The 17,159-nt window shown below is 70.6% G+C and carries 8 protein-coding genes; 4 read left to right on the top strand and 4 right to left on the bottom strand.

The genetic code is table 11. The features are described 5' to 3' along the window. Positions 1-6: 6 nt before the first annotated feature. Positions 7-405 (bottom strand): DUF4446 family protein, encoded by a 399-nt coding sequence (locus ACQSSQ_RS17600; protein WP_431328416.1) that lies wholly within the window; start codon positions 403-405, stop codon positions 7-9. A 23-nt stretch (positions 406-428) separates the two neighbouring features. On the opposite strand from ACQSSQ_RS17600, the gene ACQSSQ_RS17605 reads away from it, so the two are divergent. Both ACQSSQ_RS17605 and ACQSSQ_RS17610 read left to right on the top strand, forming a co-directional pair. Further along, complete coding sequence (locus tag ACQSSQ_RS17605; protein WP_431328417.1) at positions 429-1,634, top strand: arginine deiminase; 1,206 nt, start codon at positions 429-431, stop codon at positions 1,632-1,634. 624 nt (positions 1,635-2,258) lie between these two features. Then, the gene (locus tag ACQSSQ_RS17610; RefSeq protein WP_431328418.1) at positions 2,259-3,701 is read left to right on the top strand and encodes an MFS transporter; all 1,443 of its coding nucleotides are present in this window, start codon (positions 2,259-2,261) and stop codon (positions 3,699-3,701) included. Between the two features lie 145 nt (positions 3,702-3,846). On the opposite strand, the gene ygiD is transcribed toward ACQSSQ_RS17610, so the two are convergent. Next, positions 3,847-4,719 carry a 4,5-DOPA-extradiol-dioxygenase gene (ygiD, locus tag ACQSSQ_RS17615; RefSeq protein WP_431328419.1) on the bottom strand — a complete coding sequence of 291 codons (873 nt, stop codon included), beginning with the start codon at positions 4,717-4,719 and terminating at the stop codon, positions 3,847-3,849. A 57-nt stretch (positions 4,720-4,776) separates the two neighbouring features. On the opposite strand from ygiD, the gene ACQSSQ_RS17620 reads away from it, so the two are divergent. Then, positions 4,777-5,796: an LLM class flavin-dependent oxidoreductase gene (locus ACQSSQ_RS17620; RefSeq protein ID WP_431328420.1), complete on the top strand. Its 1,020-nt coding sequence runs from the start codon at positions 4,777-4,779 to the stop codon at positions 5,794-5,796. A gap of 135 nt (positions 5,797-5,931) precedes the next feature. Here ACQSSQ_RS17620 and ACQSSQ_RS17625 read toward each other — a convergent pair whose 3' ends face one another. Then, positions 5,932-6,474 (bottom strand): phosphatase PAP2 family protein, encoded by a 543-nt coding sequence (locus tag ACQSSQ_RS17625; protein ID WP_431328421.1) that lies wholly within the window; start codon positions 6,472-6,474, stop codon positions 5,932-5,934. Positions 6,475-6,695: 221 nt separating this feature from the next. After that, complete coding sequence (locus tag ACQSSQ_RS17630) at positions 6,696-8,531, bottom strand: phosphoenolpyruvate carboxykinase (GTP) (protein WP_431328422.1); 1,836 nt, start codon at positions 8,529-8,531, stop codon at positions 6,696-6,698. Positions 8,532-8,983: 452 nt separating this feature from the next. Between ACQSSQ_RS17630 and ACQSSQ_RS17635 the strand changes: the two genes are divergently transcribed. Continuing rightward, positions 8,984-16,969 (top strand): choice-of-anchor D domain-containing protein, encoded by a 7,986-nt coding sequence (locus tag ACQSSQ_RS17635; RefSeq protein ID WP_431328423.1) that lies wholly within the window; start codon positions 8,984-8,986, stop codon positions 16,967-16,969. The last annotated feature ends 190 nt before the right edge of the window (positions 16,970-17,159 follow it).

Raw genomic sequence — 17,159 nt, forward strand, 5'->3', positions numbered from 1 at the left:
GCGGGGCTAGCGCGGGCGTGCCTCGGACAGCACCCGCTCCTCCTCCGGCGTCAGCGTCTGCTCGCTCGACCACGTGGTGACGCTCTTGGCGTAGGTCCGGGTCTCGTTGCGCCCGTGGATCGACGTCAGCACGACGCCCGAGCCCGAGTCGTCGACCAGCGCGAGCGTCCACGACAGCGCGCCGCCGGTGTCGCCGAACGCGTCGTACCGGACCACCGCCATGTGCCGGAACGTGTGCTTCTGCGCATCCGCGAGCGCCGCGACTTCCCGCCGCAGGGCAGCGGTGTCGCGTGGGAGGTGGTCGCCGGGACGGGAGCCGGGTCGCGCCCGGCGGGCCAGCGCGACGACCGCGACGAGCGCAGCGATCGCGACCACGAGCGCGAGGGTCGAGACTGCGAGGGCCACGAGAACAAGCCTAGGGTGAACGAATGGACGAGAGCGTCAACCCGCCGGGCGTCGCGAGCGAGGTCGGGCGGCTTCGTACGGTGATGCTGCACCGGCCCGGCCCCGAGCTGAAGCGCCTCACGCCCCGCAACAACGACTCGCTGCTCTTCGACGGGCTGCCGTGGGTCGGTCGCGCGCAGGCGGAGCACGACGTGTTCGCGGGGGCGCTCGAGGAGCACGGGGTCGAGGTGCTCTACCTGCGCGACCTCCTCGTCGAGACGCTCGAGAACACCGCCGCCCATGCGACCGCGATCGCCGACGTGACGTCGGACCTGCGGCTCGGCGACTCCGTGTCGGAGTACCTGGTCGCCGCGCTCGCGACGTACGACCCCGAGCAGCTCGCCGGCGTGCTGACCGCCGGGCTGCGCAACGACGAGCTCGACGGCGTACGCAGCGTGGTGACCGCCCTGCTCCAGCCGGACGACTTCCTCATCGACCCGCTCCCGAACCTGCTCTTCACCCGCGACTCGTCCGTGTGGCTGCGGGACGAGGTCGCGCTGACCAGCTTCGCGATGCCCGCGCGGGCGAGGGAGTCGCACCTGACGCAGCTCGTGTACGAGCACCACCCGCGCTTCTGCCACGTGCCGCGCATCCACGGACCACGGCTCGAGCACCTCGAGGGCGGCGACGTGCTCCTGCTCGGCGAGGGCGTGATCGCGGTGGGGGTCGGGGAGCGTACGACGCCGGCGGGCCTGGAGCGGCTCGCGCGGCAGTGCTTCGCGCACGACCTCGCGACGACCGTCCTTGCGGTCCCGATCGCGCAGGACCGCGCGACGATGCACCTCGACACCGTCGTGACGATGGTCGACGTCGACGCGGTCGTCATGTATCCCGCGGTCGCCGACACCCTCCGGGCCTACCCGGTCACGCCCGGGTCCGGCACCGAGCTGTCCATCGACGAGCCGGCGCCGTTCCTCGAGGCGGCCGCCAAGGCGCTGCAGATCGACCGGCTGAAGGTGATCGACACCGGGCTCGATGCGGTGACGGCCGAGCGGGAGCAGTGGGACGACGGCAACAACACGCTCGCGATCGGGCCGCGGCTCGCGGTGGCGTACGAGCGCAACGTCGAGACCAACGCGCGCCTCGAGGCGGCAGGGGTCGAGGTGATCCGGATCCCGGGGTCGGAGCTGGGCACGGGCCGCGGCGGCCCGCGCTGCATGTCGTGCCCCATCGCCCGGGAGCCCCTGTAGCCCGCTCTGGTGGTCGAGTAGTCCGAGCCATTCTGGTGGTCGAGTAGTCCGAGCCGCCCCGGGGGTCGAGTAGTCCGAGCCGCTCCGGTGGTCGAGTAGTCCGAGCCGCTCCGGTGGTCGAGTAGTCCGAGCCGCTAGGCGAGGGCGTATCGAGACCCCTCAGGTCCGCGGGTCTCGATACGGGCTCGTTCCTCGCCCTACTCGACCATCGAAGCGGCCGCCCAGGTGGTCGAGTAGTCCGAGCCACTAGGCGAGGGCGTATCGAGACCCCTCAGGTCGGCGGGTCTCGATACGGGCTCGTTCCTCGCCCTACTCGACCATCGAGTGCGTTCCTCGCCCTACTCGACCGACGAAGCGGCCGTCCCGGTGGTCGAGTAGTCCGAGCCGCTAGGCGAGGGCGTATCGAGACCCCTCAGGTCCGCGGGTCTCGATACGGGCTCGTTCCTCGCCCTACTCGACCATCGAGCGCGTTCCTCGCCCTACTCGACCATCGACCCCTCGACCACCGGTGCGTCCGATTTGCCCAGGATGCGGACGGCAGGGAATCCTTTGCCCTGGCAGCAAGTTGGTTGCTGACCGGAACTGGTCGCAACCGGGGCGGCCGCCACGACAGGGGGCTCTCCGTTGATCTCGACCGCGCGACGTACGCACTATCTCGTCACGCTCGCCGTGCTGTGCGTCGGTGTCGCGTCGTTCGCGCTCGTCCAGTCGCTCACGATCCCGGTGCTGCCCCGTATCCAGGACGAGCTCGGGACCGATGCCGCGACCGTGACGTGGGTCGTGACGGCGTACCTCGTCTCCGCCTCCATCTTCACCCCGCTCGCCGGCCGGCTCGGTGACGCGATCGGGAAGGAGCGCGTCCTCGTTTACGCGCTCAGCCTGCTCGCCGTCGGGTCCGTCGTCGCCGCCCTCGCGCCGAACGTCTGGGTGATGATCCTCGCGCGCGTGATCCAGGGCGTCGGCGGTGGTGTCATCCCGCTCGCGTTCGGCATCATCCGCGACGAGTTCCCCGAGCCCCGCATCGCCGGCGCGATCAGCTTCACGTCTGCACTGATGGGTGCAGGCGGCGGCTTCGGCACCGTGGTCGCCGGGCCGATGGTCGACGCGCTCGGCTACGTGTGGCTGTTCTGGCTGCCGGCGCTGGTGACCGGTTCGGCCGCCGTCGCCGCGTGGGTGCTCGTGCCCGAGTCGCCCGTGCGGACGCCGGGCCGGATCCCGCTGGTGCCGACGCTTCTCTTCGCCGGCTGGCTGACCGCGCTGCTGATCGGGGTCAGCGAGGGCTCGAAGGTCGGCTGGACGTCCCCGCTCGTGCTCGGCCTGCTCGTCGCGGCGGCCGTGATGCTCGTCGGCTGGGTGTGGGTCGAGCAGCGCGCGTCGGTGCCGTTCATCGACCTGCGGATGATGCGCCTTCCCGCGGTGTGGACGGCGAACCTGGTCGCGTTCCTCGTCGGGATCGGCATGTACGCGTCGTTCGCGTTCACGCCGCGGCTCCTCCAGACCGACCCGAGCGTCGCCGGCTACGGATTCGGCGCGAGCATCACCGAGTCGGGGCTGCTGATGCTCCCGTCCGCGGCGGGCACCTTCGTCATGGGTCTGGTGTCGGCTCCGCTGGCCAGGATCCGCGGCCCGAAGCCGGTCGTCGTGATCGGCTGCGTCATCGCGGGCATCGGCCTCGGGTCGATGGGCCTCGTGCACCACGAGCCGTGGCAGACCGCCATCGCGAGCGGCCTGTTCGGGATCGGCCTCGGCGCCGTCTTCGCGTGCCTCGCGAGCCTCGTCGTCGCAGCGGTCCCGCCGGAGCAGACCGGGGTCGCAAGCGGCATGAACGCCAACATCCGCACCATCGGTGGCGCAGTCGGCTCGGCGATCATGGCGACGATCGTGACCGGGCACCTGGGACGCGGCGGGGAGCCGCCCGAGTCGGCGTACGTCGCGGGGTTCCTGTTCCTCGGTGCTGCGGTGCTGCTCGCGGCGGTGGTGGCGCTGCTCATCCCGAAGATGAGCCCGACCGAGCTCGAGGAAGGCCTCGAGGCCGAGCCCGAGCCGGAGCACGTGTTCGCCGACTGACCACGGCGCCCCGCGCCGTACCGTCCCCTCCGCTCCGTCCCCGTTTTGAAGGGTTCGGTGCGGAATTGGGGACGCCATTCCCCGCGTAACCCTTCAAAACGGGGACGGAGCGGGAACGGGGACGGGCGGGATCGGGGACGGGCGGTCAGATGTTGGAGCCGTCGGGGGGTGCGTCCGGGGTGCCGGGATCGCCGTCGGTCGCGCCCGCGCCGGCGTCCGGGCAGTGCAGATCGAGCGTGTAGGCGGTCATGGACAACGACCCGTACGTGTAGCCGTCGACCAGCACCTCCGCTCCGCGGCCGGTCTCGTCGGCCATCCCCGCGAGGTAGAGCAGCGGCAGGAAGTGGTCCGGCGTGGGCACCGCGAAGCGGTAGTCGGCGTGCGCGTCCAGCGTCGGGATGTTCGTCGGGTCCTCGGCCATGAGGATCTTGGCCGACTCGTCGAAGCGGTGCGCCCAGTCGTACCCCTCGTCCGCGAGCCCCCAGTCCATGCCCCGCAGGTTGTGGACGACGTTGCCGCTGCCGAGGACGAGGACGCCGTTGGCTCGCAGCGCGTTGAGCTTCTGGCCGAGGTCCAGGTGGTAGTCGAGGTCCTTGTCGGCGTTGATGCTCAGCTGGACCACGGGGATGTCCGCATCCGGGAAGACGTGCGTGAGCACCGACCAGGTGCCGTGGTCGATGCCCCAGGAGTCCTTGTCCTCACCGCACCACGTCGGGTGCACCGCGTCGGACACCTCCTCGTACAGCTCGGGCATGCCCGGCGCCGGGTACTGGATGTCGAACAGCTCCTGCGGGAAGCCGTAGAAGTCGTGGATCGTCCTCGGGCTGCGCATGGCGGTGACCGCGGTCGCGTTGATGTACCAGTGCGCGGAGACGACGAGGATCGCGCGCGGCTTCGGGAGCGACGCGCCGAGCGTGCGCCATGCCTCGGTGTAGCGGTTGCGCTCGAGGGCGTTCATCGGGTTGCCGTGGCCGATGAACGCGGCAGGCATCAGGGTGCCCGGGTCGGTGGCTGCCATGCCTCATTGTGACCACCCGGCGGAATACCGGCCCGCCGCGACGCGCTCCCCACGGATGTGAAGAACGTCGGCTTTCTGTCCTTCGGCCACTGGCAGGCCGTCCCCGGATCCCAGGTCCGTACCGCCCAGGACGCGCTGCTGCAGTCCATCGAGCTCGCCGTCGAGGTCGAGAAGCTCGGGCTCGACGGGGCGTACGTGCGCGTGCACCACTTCGCGCGCCAGCTCGCGTCGCCGTTCCCGCTGCTGGCCGCCATCGCCGCGCGGACGTCGCGGATCGAGATCGGGACCGGCGTGATCGACATGCGCTACGAGAACCCGTTCGCGATGGCGGAGCAGGCCGCGGCTGCCGACCTGATCAGCGCCGGGAGGCTGCAGCTCGGGGTCAGCCGCGGGTCACCGGAGAACGCACAGCGCGGCTACGAGTCGTTCGGGTTCGTGCCGCCCGAGGGCAAGACGGACGCGGACATGGCGCGCACGCACAACGAGCTGTTCCTCGCCGCGATCGAGGGTGCCGGCGTCGCGCTGTCCGACCCGAAGATGACCGGCCAGCAGTTCCCGCTGTCGATCCAGCCGCAGTCGCCCGGCCTCCGCGAGCGCATCTGGTGGGGCTCCGGCACGCGTGCGACCGCCGAGTGGACCGCGAAGCAGCAGATGAACCTCATGTCCTCCACACTGCTGACCGAGGACACCGGGGTGGCGTTCGACCAGCTGCAGGCGGAGCAGATCGCGCGCTTCCGTGAGGCGTGGGCCGAGGAGGGCTGGGAGCGCGAGCCGCGGGTCTCGGTCAGCCGCAGCATCATCCCGTTGCTCGACGACACCGACCGCGCATACTTCGGCGAGCGCTCCGACGCCGACCAGGTCGGGATGATCGACGGGCTTGTGGCGCGGTTCGGGAAGTCGTACGTCGGGGAGCCTGCCGCGCTCGCCGAAGAGCTCGCCGCCGACGCCGCCGTACGCGATGCCGACACGCTCCTGATCACGGTGCCGAACATGCTCGGGGTCGCCTACAACGTCGAGCACCTCGCCGCGCTGACCGAGGAGGTCCTCCCCGCGATCGGCTGGGCGCCGCGGGTCTGAGAGGCGGTGCCGGGACGGGCGACGAAGCCACGGCTGCGAGGGCGAAGCCACCTGTAGGGGGTGCGCTTCCTGCTTGCGGACGTGGCTTCGTGGGCGAGCTCTCCGGTTGCACGGTCGCAGCGGGCCGGCGCGCGCTCACCCCACCGGCCCGCGCACGAGCACCCTCGCGACGCCGGGCGCGAGCAGCCGTGCCGTCCCGACGGTGACCACGACTCCGAGTGCGACACCCGCGGCCACGTCCGCGATGTCGTGGACGCCGATCGCCACGCGTCCCAGCGCGACCACGGCGGCGAGCGGCACCGCGTACCTCCACCACCGCGGCACCACCAGCACCGCCGCGGTCGCCAGCCCGGCGGCGATCGTGGCGTGGCTGCTCGGCCATGCCCAGTCGCCGGCACCGGGGCAGATGACGATCGCCTCGACGGTCCGGCACGGTCGCTCGTCGCGGATCACGACCTTGAGAAGTTCGCTCGCCGCGTAGGCCAGCACGACCCCGACCCCCGCGGCGATCCCGATCGCGAGCGGCCGCGGGCCACGGCCGTACGCGACAGCCGCGAGGAGCAGCGCGAGCGCGATCAGACCGAGGTCGGGGAGGACCGCGAGGACGGCGGCGACCGGACCGGGGAGGCCCGCGGCTGACTCGGCGATCAGGTGCGAGAGGGGGTCGGCGAAGAGCATCTCGCGACCGTACGGCGGTGCGCGCCGGGTTCCGTCAGCCTCGGGGCCCGACCTGGCGGGGGTGGGTCCGACCGTGGTCGTACGGGGTCTCGATACGCGCCTCGCCTAGCGGCTCGGCGCACTCGACCACCTTGGGGCTCGGCGCACTCGACCACCTTGTGGCGCGGCGCAGCACGACGCCCCGCACCCTGCGTGAGGGGCGGGGCGTCGAGCGGGGGTCTTTACGACTCGAGACGCGCCTTCAGGCCGTCGAGCTCGGTCCAGAGGACGGCGGGGAGCTTGTCGCCGAACTTCTCGAACCACTCGTTGATCTGCGGGATCTCAGCCTTCCACTCGTCGGTGTCGACCGCCAGAGCCTTCGCCAGCTGCTCGTCGCTGACGTCGAGGCCGTCGGTGTCGATGGCACCCGGCGCGGGGACGAGACCGATCGGCGTCTCGACGGCGTCGACCTTGCCGGCGATGCGCTCGACGACGTACTTGAGCACGCGGCTGTTCTCGCCGAAGCCCGGCCACAGGAACGAGCCGTCCTCGTCGCGACGGAACCAGTTGACGTAGAAGATCTTGGGGAACTTCGACTCGTCGTTGTTCTTCGCCATCGAGATCCAGTGGCTGAAGTAGTCACCGGCGTCGTAGCCGATGAACGGCAGCATCGCCATCGGGTCGCGACGGACGACGCCCACCGCACCGGTGGCCGCGGCCGTGGTCTCCGACGAGAGCGTGGCGCCCATGAAGGTGCCGTGCGTCCAGTCGCGGGCCTCGGTCACGAGCGGGATCGTCGTCTTGCGGCGGCCGCCGAAGAGGATCGCGTCGATCGGGACGCCGTTGGGGTCGTCGTACTCCGGCGCGAGGATCGGGCACTGGCGAATCGGCGTGCAGAAGCGGCTGTTGGGGTGCGACGAGAGCTCGTCGGACTCGGGGGTCCAGTCGCGGCCCTTCCAGTCGGTGAGGTGCGCGGGCGCGTCCTCGGTCATGCCCTCCCACCAGATGTCGCCGTCGTCGGTCAGTGCGACGTTGGTGAACACCGAGTTGCCCTGCGCGATGGTGCGCATCGCGTTGGCGTTGGTGTCCCACCCGGTGCCCGGCGCGACGCCGAACAGGCCGAACTCGGGGTTGACGGCGTAGAGGCGACCATCGGCACCGACGCGCATCCAGGCGATGTCGTCGCCGAGGGTCTCGACCTTCCAGCCCTCGATCGTCGGCTCGACCATCGCGAGGTTGGTCTTGCCGCAGGCGCTCGGGAACGCGGCGGCGACGTACTTGACCTCGCCCTCGGGGGAGGTGAGCTTGAGGATCAGCATGTGCTCGGCCATCCAGCCCTCGTCGCGTCCCATCACCGAGGCGATGCGCAGCGAGTAGCACTTCTTGCCGAGGAGCGCGTTGCCGCCGTAGCCGGAGCCGTACGACCAGATCATGCGCTCCTCGGGGAACTGCACGATGTACTTGGTGTCGCTGCACGGCCACGGCACGTCGGCCTGGCCGGGCTCGAGCGGCGCGCCCACCGAGTGCAGCGCGGGAACGAACGACGCGTGGGTGGCCTCGATCTTGTCGAGCACCTCGCGTCCGACGCGGGCCATCACCGTCATCGACGCGACGACGTATGCGGAGTCGGTGATCTCCACACCGAACATCGGGTGGGCGGAGTCGAGGTGGCCCATCACGAACGGGATCACGTACATGGTGCGGCCGCGCATCGACCCGTCGTACAGGTCGATCATGATGCGCTTCATCTCGGTCGGCGCCATCCAGTTGTTGGTGGGGCCGGCGTCGGACTTGTCGACGCTGCAGATGTAGGTGCGGTCCTCGACGCGCGCGACGTCGGTCGGGTCAGAGGCGCACCAGAAAGAGTTGGGCTTCTTGGTCTCGTCGAGCCGCACGAAGGTGCCGGCGGCGACCAGCTCGTCGGTGAGGCGGGTCCACTCCTCGGTGGTCCCCTCGATCCAGGTGATCGAGTCGGGCTTGGTGAGGGCGGCGACCTCGTCGACCCACGCCTGGAGCTCGGCGTGGCTCGACCGGTAGGCGGTCGTTGTCGGATGATCGGTGGTGATGTCTGCGGCCATGAGTGTCGTGTCCTTCTCGCATCGCGATTCAAGCGTGTTGATCGCACTGCCCGAGCCATCCTGTGGCCGGCCAGCTGATGTGGATAGGTGGGCGCGGCTCCCGCGAACCCAGCCGAATGAACGGTCCGGATCGCGTGAGCCGTGGGGCCAATGTATGCCCCGTTCCAGCAGTGTCCTTCACGCGGGTGCGAGGAAGTGAACTATGTCACAAAGGGCCTCTGACCTGCGGTTTTAAGTTGGCTGGACCGACAAATTACCGTCGAGTATGGTGCTGGTGGCGTTCCCGCAGGTCAGCCGTAGAACGCTGCGTAAATCGGCTGGCGAAAAACAACTTTTGTTGTCGCGCTACAAAGTTTCGCCGTTTCGTGGACAGAACGGAGAAGCGGTTCTTACGCTTCTCGCACTCTCCGCCGGTCTCTTCCGGCGTCCCTCGTTCTTGTCTCGGAGCGCACATGAACGCCGCTGTTCAGATCCGCCGTCCTCTGACCCTCCTCCTCTCGTTCGTGCTGATCGCCAGCGCGCTCGCGCTCGCTCCCGGCCTCGCCGACCCGGCCTCCGCCGCGCCTACCGCCAGCAAGTGCGCGAAGTCGGGCCGCTGGCTCGCTCAGTACTACAAGGGCACCGCGTTCAAGGGCCGTCCGGTCGTCGTGCGCTGCGAGAAGCGCGTCGCCGGCTCGTACTCGGCCAGCCGCAAGCCCTTCTCGGTCCGCTGGACCACGACCCGCACGCTGAAGGGCTCGTACGAGCTCCGGGCGCGCGCCGTCGGCAAGGCGACGCTCCGCATCGACGGCCGCACGGTCGCCACGTCGACCAAGGGCCGGTACGCCGCCGGCGTGCGCAAGCTGCGCAAGGGCAAGCACACCTTCGAGGTCCGCTACGTCAAGAAGTCGGGCGCGGGCTCGGTCAAGGCCGAGTACGTGAAGTCGCCCGACCGTACGGCGCCCGCCACGCCGACCGGCCTGCGCCCGGTGGCCGGGGACCGCGCCGTGGCCCTGAGCTGGAGGGCATCGTCGTCGCTCGACCTGCGCGGCTACCGCGTCTACCGCAACGGCCGCCTGCTCCGCGAGGTCAGCACGCCGCGCTACACCGACACCGGACTGACCAACGGCACCCCCTACGCGTACACGGTCACCGCCGTCGACCACCGCGGCAACGCCTCGCGTCAGAGCAGCCGGGTCAGCGCGACGCCGCGCGACAAGCTGGCTCCGCGCGTCCCGAGCGGGTTCGCCGCGACCGCGGGCGACGGCAAGGTCGACCTGAGCTGGAAGAAGAACACCGAGGCCGACCTCGCCGGCTACGTCCTGCGCCGTACGGCTCCGGGGACCACCGCGAAGTCCTGGAACCTCGCGAAGACCGCCACGACGGCCACCGACTCGTCGGTCGTCAACGGCACCACCTACACCTACACGCTCGTCGCCCGCGACACCTCGGGCAACACGTCCGGGGCGGCGACCGTTGCCGCGACCCCGCAGGCCGACGTCCCCGACGACACGACGCCGCCGGCCGTGCCGACCGGTCTGACGGCGGTCGCCGACGGCCTCAAGGTCACGCTGGCCTGGGACGCCAACGACGAGGAGGACCTCACCGGCTACGTCGTCGTCCGCACGAAGGCCGACGGCACCGGAAAGGTCGAGATCTCCGTCGTCGACCCCACGTACGTCGACGAGGACGTCGTGAGCGGCACGACGTACCGGTACGTCGTGCGGGCCCTCGACACGAGCGGCAACCTCTCCGACCCCTCGGACGCGGAGGAGGTGACGCCGCTCGACACGACGCCGCCGGCCACCCCCGCCACGCCGACCGCCACCGGCGGGGACGGTGAGGTCTCGCTGACCTGGACCGCCAACACCGAGAGCGATCTCGCGGGGTACCGCGTCTACCGCGCGACGACCGCCGAGGTCCCGACGACCGGTGACGGCATCGGCGGACCGACGCTCCTCCCGGCGCCCAGCTACCTCGACGACGACGTCGAGAACGGTACGACGTACTACTACGTGGTCGTCGCGGTCGACGCCGCGGGCAACCCGTCCGCCGCATCCGGCAGCGCCTCGGCGACGCCGGCCGACACGACTCCGCCCGCAGCGCCGACCGGCCTCACCGCCACGGCCACCGAGGGCCAGATCGCGCTCGACTGGGCCGACAGCACGGCGACCGACCTCGACCACTACGCCGTCTACCGCTCCGGCGGGGCCGCGGCGCTCGCGGCGGAGGACACGCCGATCGCCGAGGTCGAGGAGTCGGAGTACGTCGACACGACCGTCGAGCCCGGCACCGCCTACGCGTACTGGGTCGTCGCGGTCGACGCCGCCGGCAACCCGTCCCCCGCGTCGGCGACGGTCGACGTCACCGCGTGGGAGCCCGAGCCGGAGCCGGTCCACGACAAGTTCGTGTTCCAGTCCGCTGCCGGGCCGGGCGTCTCCGGCTACACCAAGCACACCGGCACCGCTTGGAGCGACGCCGTCGGCAACGGGTTCGTCCGTCAGGACAGCCTCACCGCCGCGACGCACGTGCCGCTCGACATGACGACCAACACGCGCTTCCGCACGCGGCCCGCACCGGTCACCGCGCTGCAGAACAGCCTGGTCCACCTCCAGTACGGCGACGCGACGCCGCCGCTGACCGCGGGCCAGAACACGGTCCCGGGCGCCTTCGAGCTCGCTGTCCCCGACGGCTGGTACGCCGTGAAGGTCTCCGTCGGCGACCAGGGCGGCGGGACCAACGGCTACGACAGCACGCACGTCATCAACGTCGAGGGCGTGAAGGCGATCGACGCCTTCAAGGGCTCGGCCGCGAAGGAGTACGAGACGGCCACCAAGACCGTCGAGGTCACCGACGGACGGCTCACGATCGACGCCGTCGGCGGCTCCAACACCAAGCTCAACTACGTCGAGGTCGACAGCACCGACGAGCCGGAGCCGCCGGTCCTGGTGGACGAGAAGTACTCCTTCACCACCACGGCCGACAACGCGGTCCCGGCGGGCTGGACGAAGAACAACGGCGCTGCGTGGACCGACGCCTCGGGCATCGGCTGGGTCTCGCAGGCGAGCCTCGCGACCGCGACGCACGAGCCGCTGGACCTCACCAAGAACACCCGGCTCCGTACCCGGGCGACGGTGACGGCGCTGCAGAACCGCCTCGTCCACATGCAGTACGGCGACGTGCCCGGCGGCACGGACGCGAACGGCAACAAGACTCCGGGCGCGTTCGAGCGGGCGGTGCCCGACGGCTGGTACTCGGTCTCCGTCAGCGTCGGCGACCAGATGGGCGCGACGGCGTACGACAGCCTGCACACGATCCGCGCCGAGGGCGTCACGATCATCGGCGGGTTCCAGGCGACGGCGGCCAAGGAGTACGAGGTCGCGACCGGCGTCGTCCACGTGACCGACGGCCGTCTGACCGTCGACGCGATCGGTGGCACGAACACCAAGATGAACCACCTGTCGATCGTCAGCACCGACGCGCCGACCGAGCCGGACGTGCACCGCGCGGTCCGCTTCGCCGACGAGGCGAGCGCCCCGCCGGCCGGATACCTCAAGGACTTCGGTGAGGCGTACGGCCTGCGGACCGGAGCCGACCAGGGCACCGGGCTCGCGTACGGGTGGATGCGTCTCGGCACGGTCGACCCGCTGAGCATCGTCGGCAACGGGCGCAACCGCCTCGACGGCTCCGCGGGCGGGGCGCCGGTCGGGACCCCGCTGCTGCGGGCCGGCCTGATCCACATGCAGCTGCCGGAGAACGCGTCGCAGGGCGTGAAGGTCCCGGCGTACTGGGAGATGGCGGTGCCGAACGGCGCGTACCGCGTCGAGGTCTCCGTCGGCGACGCCGGCACCGCGACGGACTCCGTGCACTGGATCAACGTCGAGGACCAGAACGCGATCGCCGGGTACGTCCCGACCGGCGGCGCCGGTGCGGAGACGAAGCACGCCACGGCCGTGCGTACCGTCAACGTCACCGACGGCAGGCTGACCGTCTCCCCGACGAGCGGCACCAACACCAAGATCAACTGGGTGACGCTCGACAGCGTCGCCGGTGCCTCGGCGCGGCCCTCGGTCCGCAAGTCGACGCCGGCGAACCTCGCCACGGGCGTCTCGCCCACCGGCAGCGTCGTCAGCGACCTGAACCTCGTCGGCGGCGGCGTCGCCCCGACCTCGCTGCAGGGCGGGACGGTCCGGCTGATCAAGGTGTCCGACGGCAGCGCGGTCGCGGGCAGCGCCCTGACCAGCGGCGGCGCCGACACGATCAACTTCTCGCCGACCTCGTCGCTGGCCGACAACACCACCTACCGGCTCGAGATCACCGAGGGCGTGAAGGACGTCGACGGGCGGGCGTTCCTGCCGTACTCGATGGTCTTCACCACCGGCGTCGGCACCACGCCGGGCGGCCCGATCGCGTTCACCAAGAGCGACTCGGGGGCCCCGGCCGGCGCGATGTACACGTCGGTCGTGAAGGGTCCGGACGGCAAGATGTACGCAGGCTCGATCACCGGCGAGATCTACCGCTTCGACATCCAGGCCGACGGGACGCTCGCCAACCGGCAGACGATCACCTCGGTCAAGAGCTACTCGAACAGCGCGGCCAGCGGGGACACGTACAACAAGGGCACTCGCACGGTCATCGGTCTCGCGTTCGACCCGGCGTCGACCGCGAACAACCTGATCCTGTGGATCAGCGACAACGCGCCGTACCTGGGGACGAGCAACGTGCCCGACTCGAGCGGGCGCATCGGCAGGCTCACCGGCGCGAACCTGGAGAACTACCAGGCGATCGTCGACGGGCTCCCGCGCTCGGTCAAGGACCACGAGGCCAACTCGGTCGCCTTCGGTCCCGACGGCGCGCTCTACCTCAACGTCGGCGCGAACAACGCGATGGGCGCTCCGGACGGTGCCTGGGCCAACCGTGAGGAGCGGCTGCTCTCCGCAGCCGTCCTGCGGCTCGACCCGACCAAGCTGCCGGCCGCCCCGCAGCTGCCGGTGAACGTGCGGACCGGCGACGCCGGCTCGTACGACCCGTACGCGGCCAACGCCCCGCTGGCGGCTTACGCGACCGGCGTCCGCAACGCGTACGACCTGGTGTGGCACACCAACGGTCACCTGTACGTGCCGACGAACGGCTCCGCCGCGGGCGGCAACGTCCCGGCGGTCCCGGACACGCTGCCGGCGGTCTGCGCGAAGCGTCCCGACGGCGGCTACACCGGCCCGAAGGTCGCGGCGCAGACCAGCAACCCGGAGGAGACCGACTACGTCTTCGACATCAAGAAGGGGAAGTACTACGGGCACCCGAACCCGTCGCGCTGCGAGTACGTGCTGAACAACGGCAACCCGACCGCGGCCAAGGACCCGTTCGAGAACTCCAAGTACCCGGTGGGCACGCTGGCTGATCCGAACTACGCGCTCTCCGACGTGTACGACGCGGGGCTGCACGCCAGCGCGAACGGCGTCATCGAGTACAAGGGCAACGCGTTCGGCGGCGCGCTCAAGGGCAAGCTCCTCTACGTCCGCTACAGCAGCGGCCGCGACATCGTCTCCTTCGACGTCGCCGCGGACGGCAAGCTGTCGAACCGCAAGGAGGCGCTGAGCGGCACGACCAACCTGCAGCAGCCGCTGGACCTCACCGAGGACACCGCGACGGGCAACATCTACGTCACGCAGCTGACCGACAACCCGGCGACGACGTCGATCGCGCTGCTGAAGCCGCAGGGCGGCAACGGTGGCCCGGGCGCGGAGGTCTCGCCGCGGGTCGTGCTCAGCGGTCCGATCAACGTCACGTCCCCCGCGGGCACGGCGACGGTGACCAACACCGGGGCGCAGACGCTGACGATCCCCGCCGGCGGCCTCGCACTCACCGGCACCGACGCGGCGTCGTTCACGGTCACCACGCCGAACGCGGCGCCGATCACGGTGGCGCCCGGTGCGTCGACGACGATCGCGGTCACCTTCCGTCCGACGACGGTCGGCGTCAAGACGGCGTCGCTGCAGATCTCCTCCGACGCGGGGGCGCGGACGGTCGCGCTGCGCGGCCTCGCGGCGGCCGGCCTCGGCGGGGCGAACGAGCCGTCGCTGCAGCGGATCATGGACACGCTGCAGATCCCGATCAACGTCGGCGACCCGGACCCGACCAACGCGTCGATGCCGTCGACCCAGGGCCTGATCGGGGACGAGGTCTCGGCGCAGCGCTTCCAGAAGGCGGCGTTCGACTCGCCGATTAGCATCACGCCGCTGGCGGCGTACGGGCCGCAGAACAACGATCCCGCGGTCCACGTCGGCTGGTACGACGCCGGGCAGGCCGCAGGGCTCCACCCGCAGTTCTCGATCAAGGCGTCCGAGGCGCAGGGCCTGATGCTGAACCCGACCGGGTCGACCACGAACATCGACCCGGGTGAGGACACCGTCTTCGGGTTCTACTCCGAGTGGCCGTACTTCAGCGGGCGCAAGGCGTACACCGAGGACGCCCTCAACACGTGGGACGCCGCGCTTCCGCACCACATCCGCGTCTACCCGTACAAGAACGCCAACGGGACGGTCGAGCCGAACGCGTACGTCGTCGCGACCGAGGAGGTCCCCGGCTCTCCGTTCGACAGCCAGGACATCGTGCTCCTCGTCCGCAACGTCAAGCCGTACGTCCCGGCCGAGGCCGACGGCGCCGTGCTCAAGGCGGTCAACCCCGACCCGGTCCCGTTCGAGGACCAGATCGCGTTCAACCGGCTGCAGACCACCGCGGACGGCAACCAGAAGTACGCCGAGACGGGCACGGTCCGGATCACCAACCCCGGCACGGCGGCGTTCCAGCTCACCGGGCTGCCGGTCACGGACCAGTTCGAGGTCACCAACGCGCCGACGCTGCCGTACACGGTCGCACCGGGTCAGACTCTCGACCTGACGGTGAAGTTCGTCGCGCAGTCGACGAAGGTCCACAACGGCACCCTGACCGTCCAGACCAACGCGGAGACCAACCCGTCGCAGGTCATCCAGCTCGGCGGGCTCTGGCAGTCGCAGAGCGAGGGCGGCCAGGAGCCGAACGTCTCGCAGATCGCGAAGGCGTTCGGGATGGGGACGGTGATCCCGAACGGGTTCACGAGCAAGGGCGAGTACGCGCCGATCGGTGACGAGGTCCTGTCGCCGTACTGGGCCCGCGTCGACACGACGAAGCCGGTCACGGTGCGGCAGCTCGCCGGGTTCCACACCTACCCGAACGGCGCCGCCGTGAAGTGGCACAACAAGGGCAGCGACAGCGCCCCGGTGATCACGGGCATGGGCGGCTACTACGCGCAGTCGCTGCTGCCGCGGGCGACGAACGCCGCGAACGCTGCGGCGGCCGGTGGCTCGTTCACCCCGGGGACGGCGTTCGGCTTCGCCGTCGACGGCGAGTGGGGCGACCACGCCAAGAACAATCAGTCCGTCGACATCGCCAACGGCTGCGTCGCGCCCTGCGGGCAGCACGTGCGGCTGTGGCCGGTGAAGAAGCGGACCGGTGAGCTCGTGCCCGGGTCGTACCTGATGGCGATGGACTACTCCGGGATCAACTACGACTACCAGGACAACGTCTACCTGGTGAGCAACATCCGGCCCGAGGTCATCACCACGCCGCAGGTCGTCGCGACCCCCGGCAACAACAAGGTGACCCTGTCGTGGGGACGCAACCCGTACGACGTGGGTGTCGGCTACCGGGTCTGGCGCGGGACGACGGCCAACTTCACCGTCAACGACGCGTCGCTCATCAGCGGGCCGACCTCGTCCGCCCCGCTGCAGGCGACGACGTACACGGACACCACCGCGGTGAACGGGACGACGTACTACTACGTGGTCCGGGCGGTCTACCAGGGCCTCGGCAACTCGGGCAACGGCACCGCCTCGGCGACGCCGACGGCCGCGGCGCAGACGGTCGACGTCAAGGTCGACTTCGGCAACGAGGCCGCGACGCTGGCGGCCGGCTACCTGAAGGACTTCGGCCAGGCGTTCGGCGCGCGGACGCGTCCCGACCAGGGCACGGGGCTGACGTTCGGGTGGCTCGGCGAGAGCACGCTGCAGCCGCTGGACCTGTCGGTCGGCGGCACCACCGGTCCCGGCAACGGGCGCTGGCGCAAGTCCGTGCAGCCCGACATCCGGCTCGACACGCTGATGCACATGCAGGCCGACGACGTGCCGAACTTCAACGGGACGCCGCTGCCGGGGCGTTGGGAGCTCGCGGTGCCGAACGGCGCGTACGCCGTCACCGTCGCCGTCGGTGACCCCAACGTGGGCACCGATCCGGAGATCCACACGCTCAACGTCGAGGGCACGAAGGCGATCGACGCGTTCGTCCCGTCGGGGCTGGCCGGGAGCGCGACGCGGCACAAGACGGCGACCGTGCAGGTCACCGTCAACGACGGGCGGCTCACGCTCGACGCGCTCGGGGGCACGAACACGAAGATCGACTACGTGGACGTCGCCACCGCGGGCTGATCGCCCCCACTGACGGAAGGGCCCGCGCTCCCACGGGGGGTGGTGCGGGCCCTTCCCTTTGCCCGCGAGCCACCTTCTGTGCGTTCGCGAGCCACTCTCGTACTCGTGCCGAGCCACTCTCGCACTCGTGCCGAGCCACTCTCGTACGGCGGTGGCTCGCGGGTGCCCCCAGAGTGGCTCGCGGGAGCCC

It is taken from the genome of Mumia spirodelae, from assembly GCF_050632745.1.
In the GTDB taxonomy this organism is placed as follows: domain Bacteria; phylum Actinomycetota; class Actinomycetes; order Propionibacteriales; family Nocardioidaceae; genus Mumia.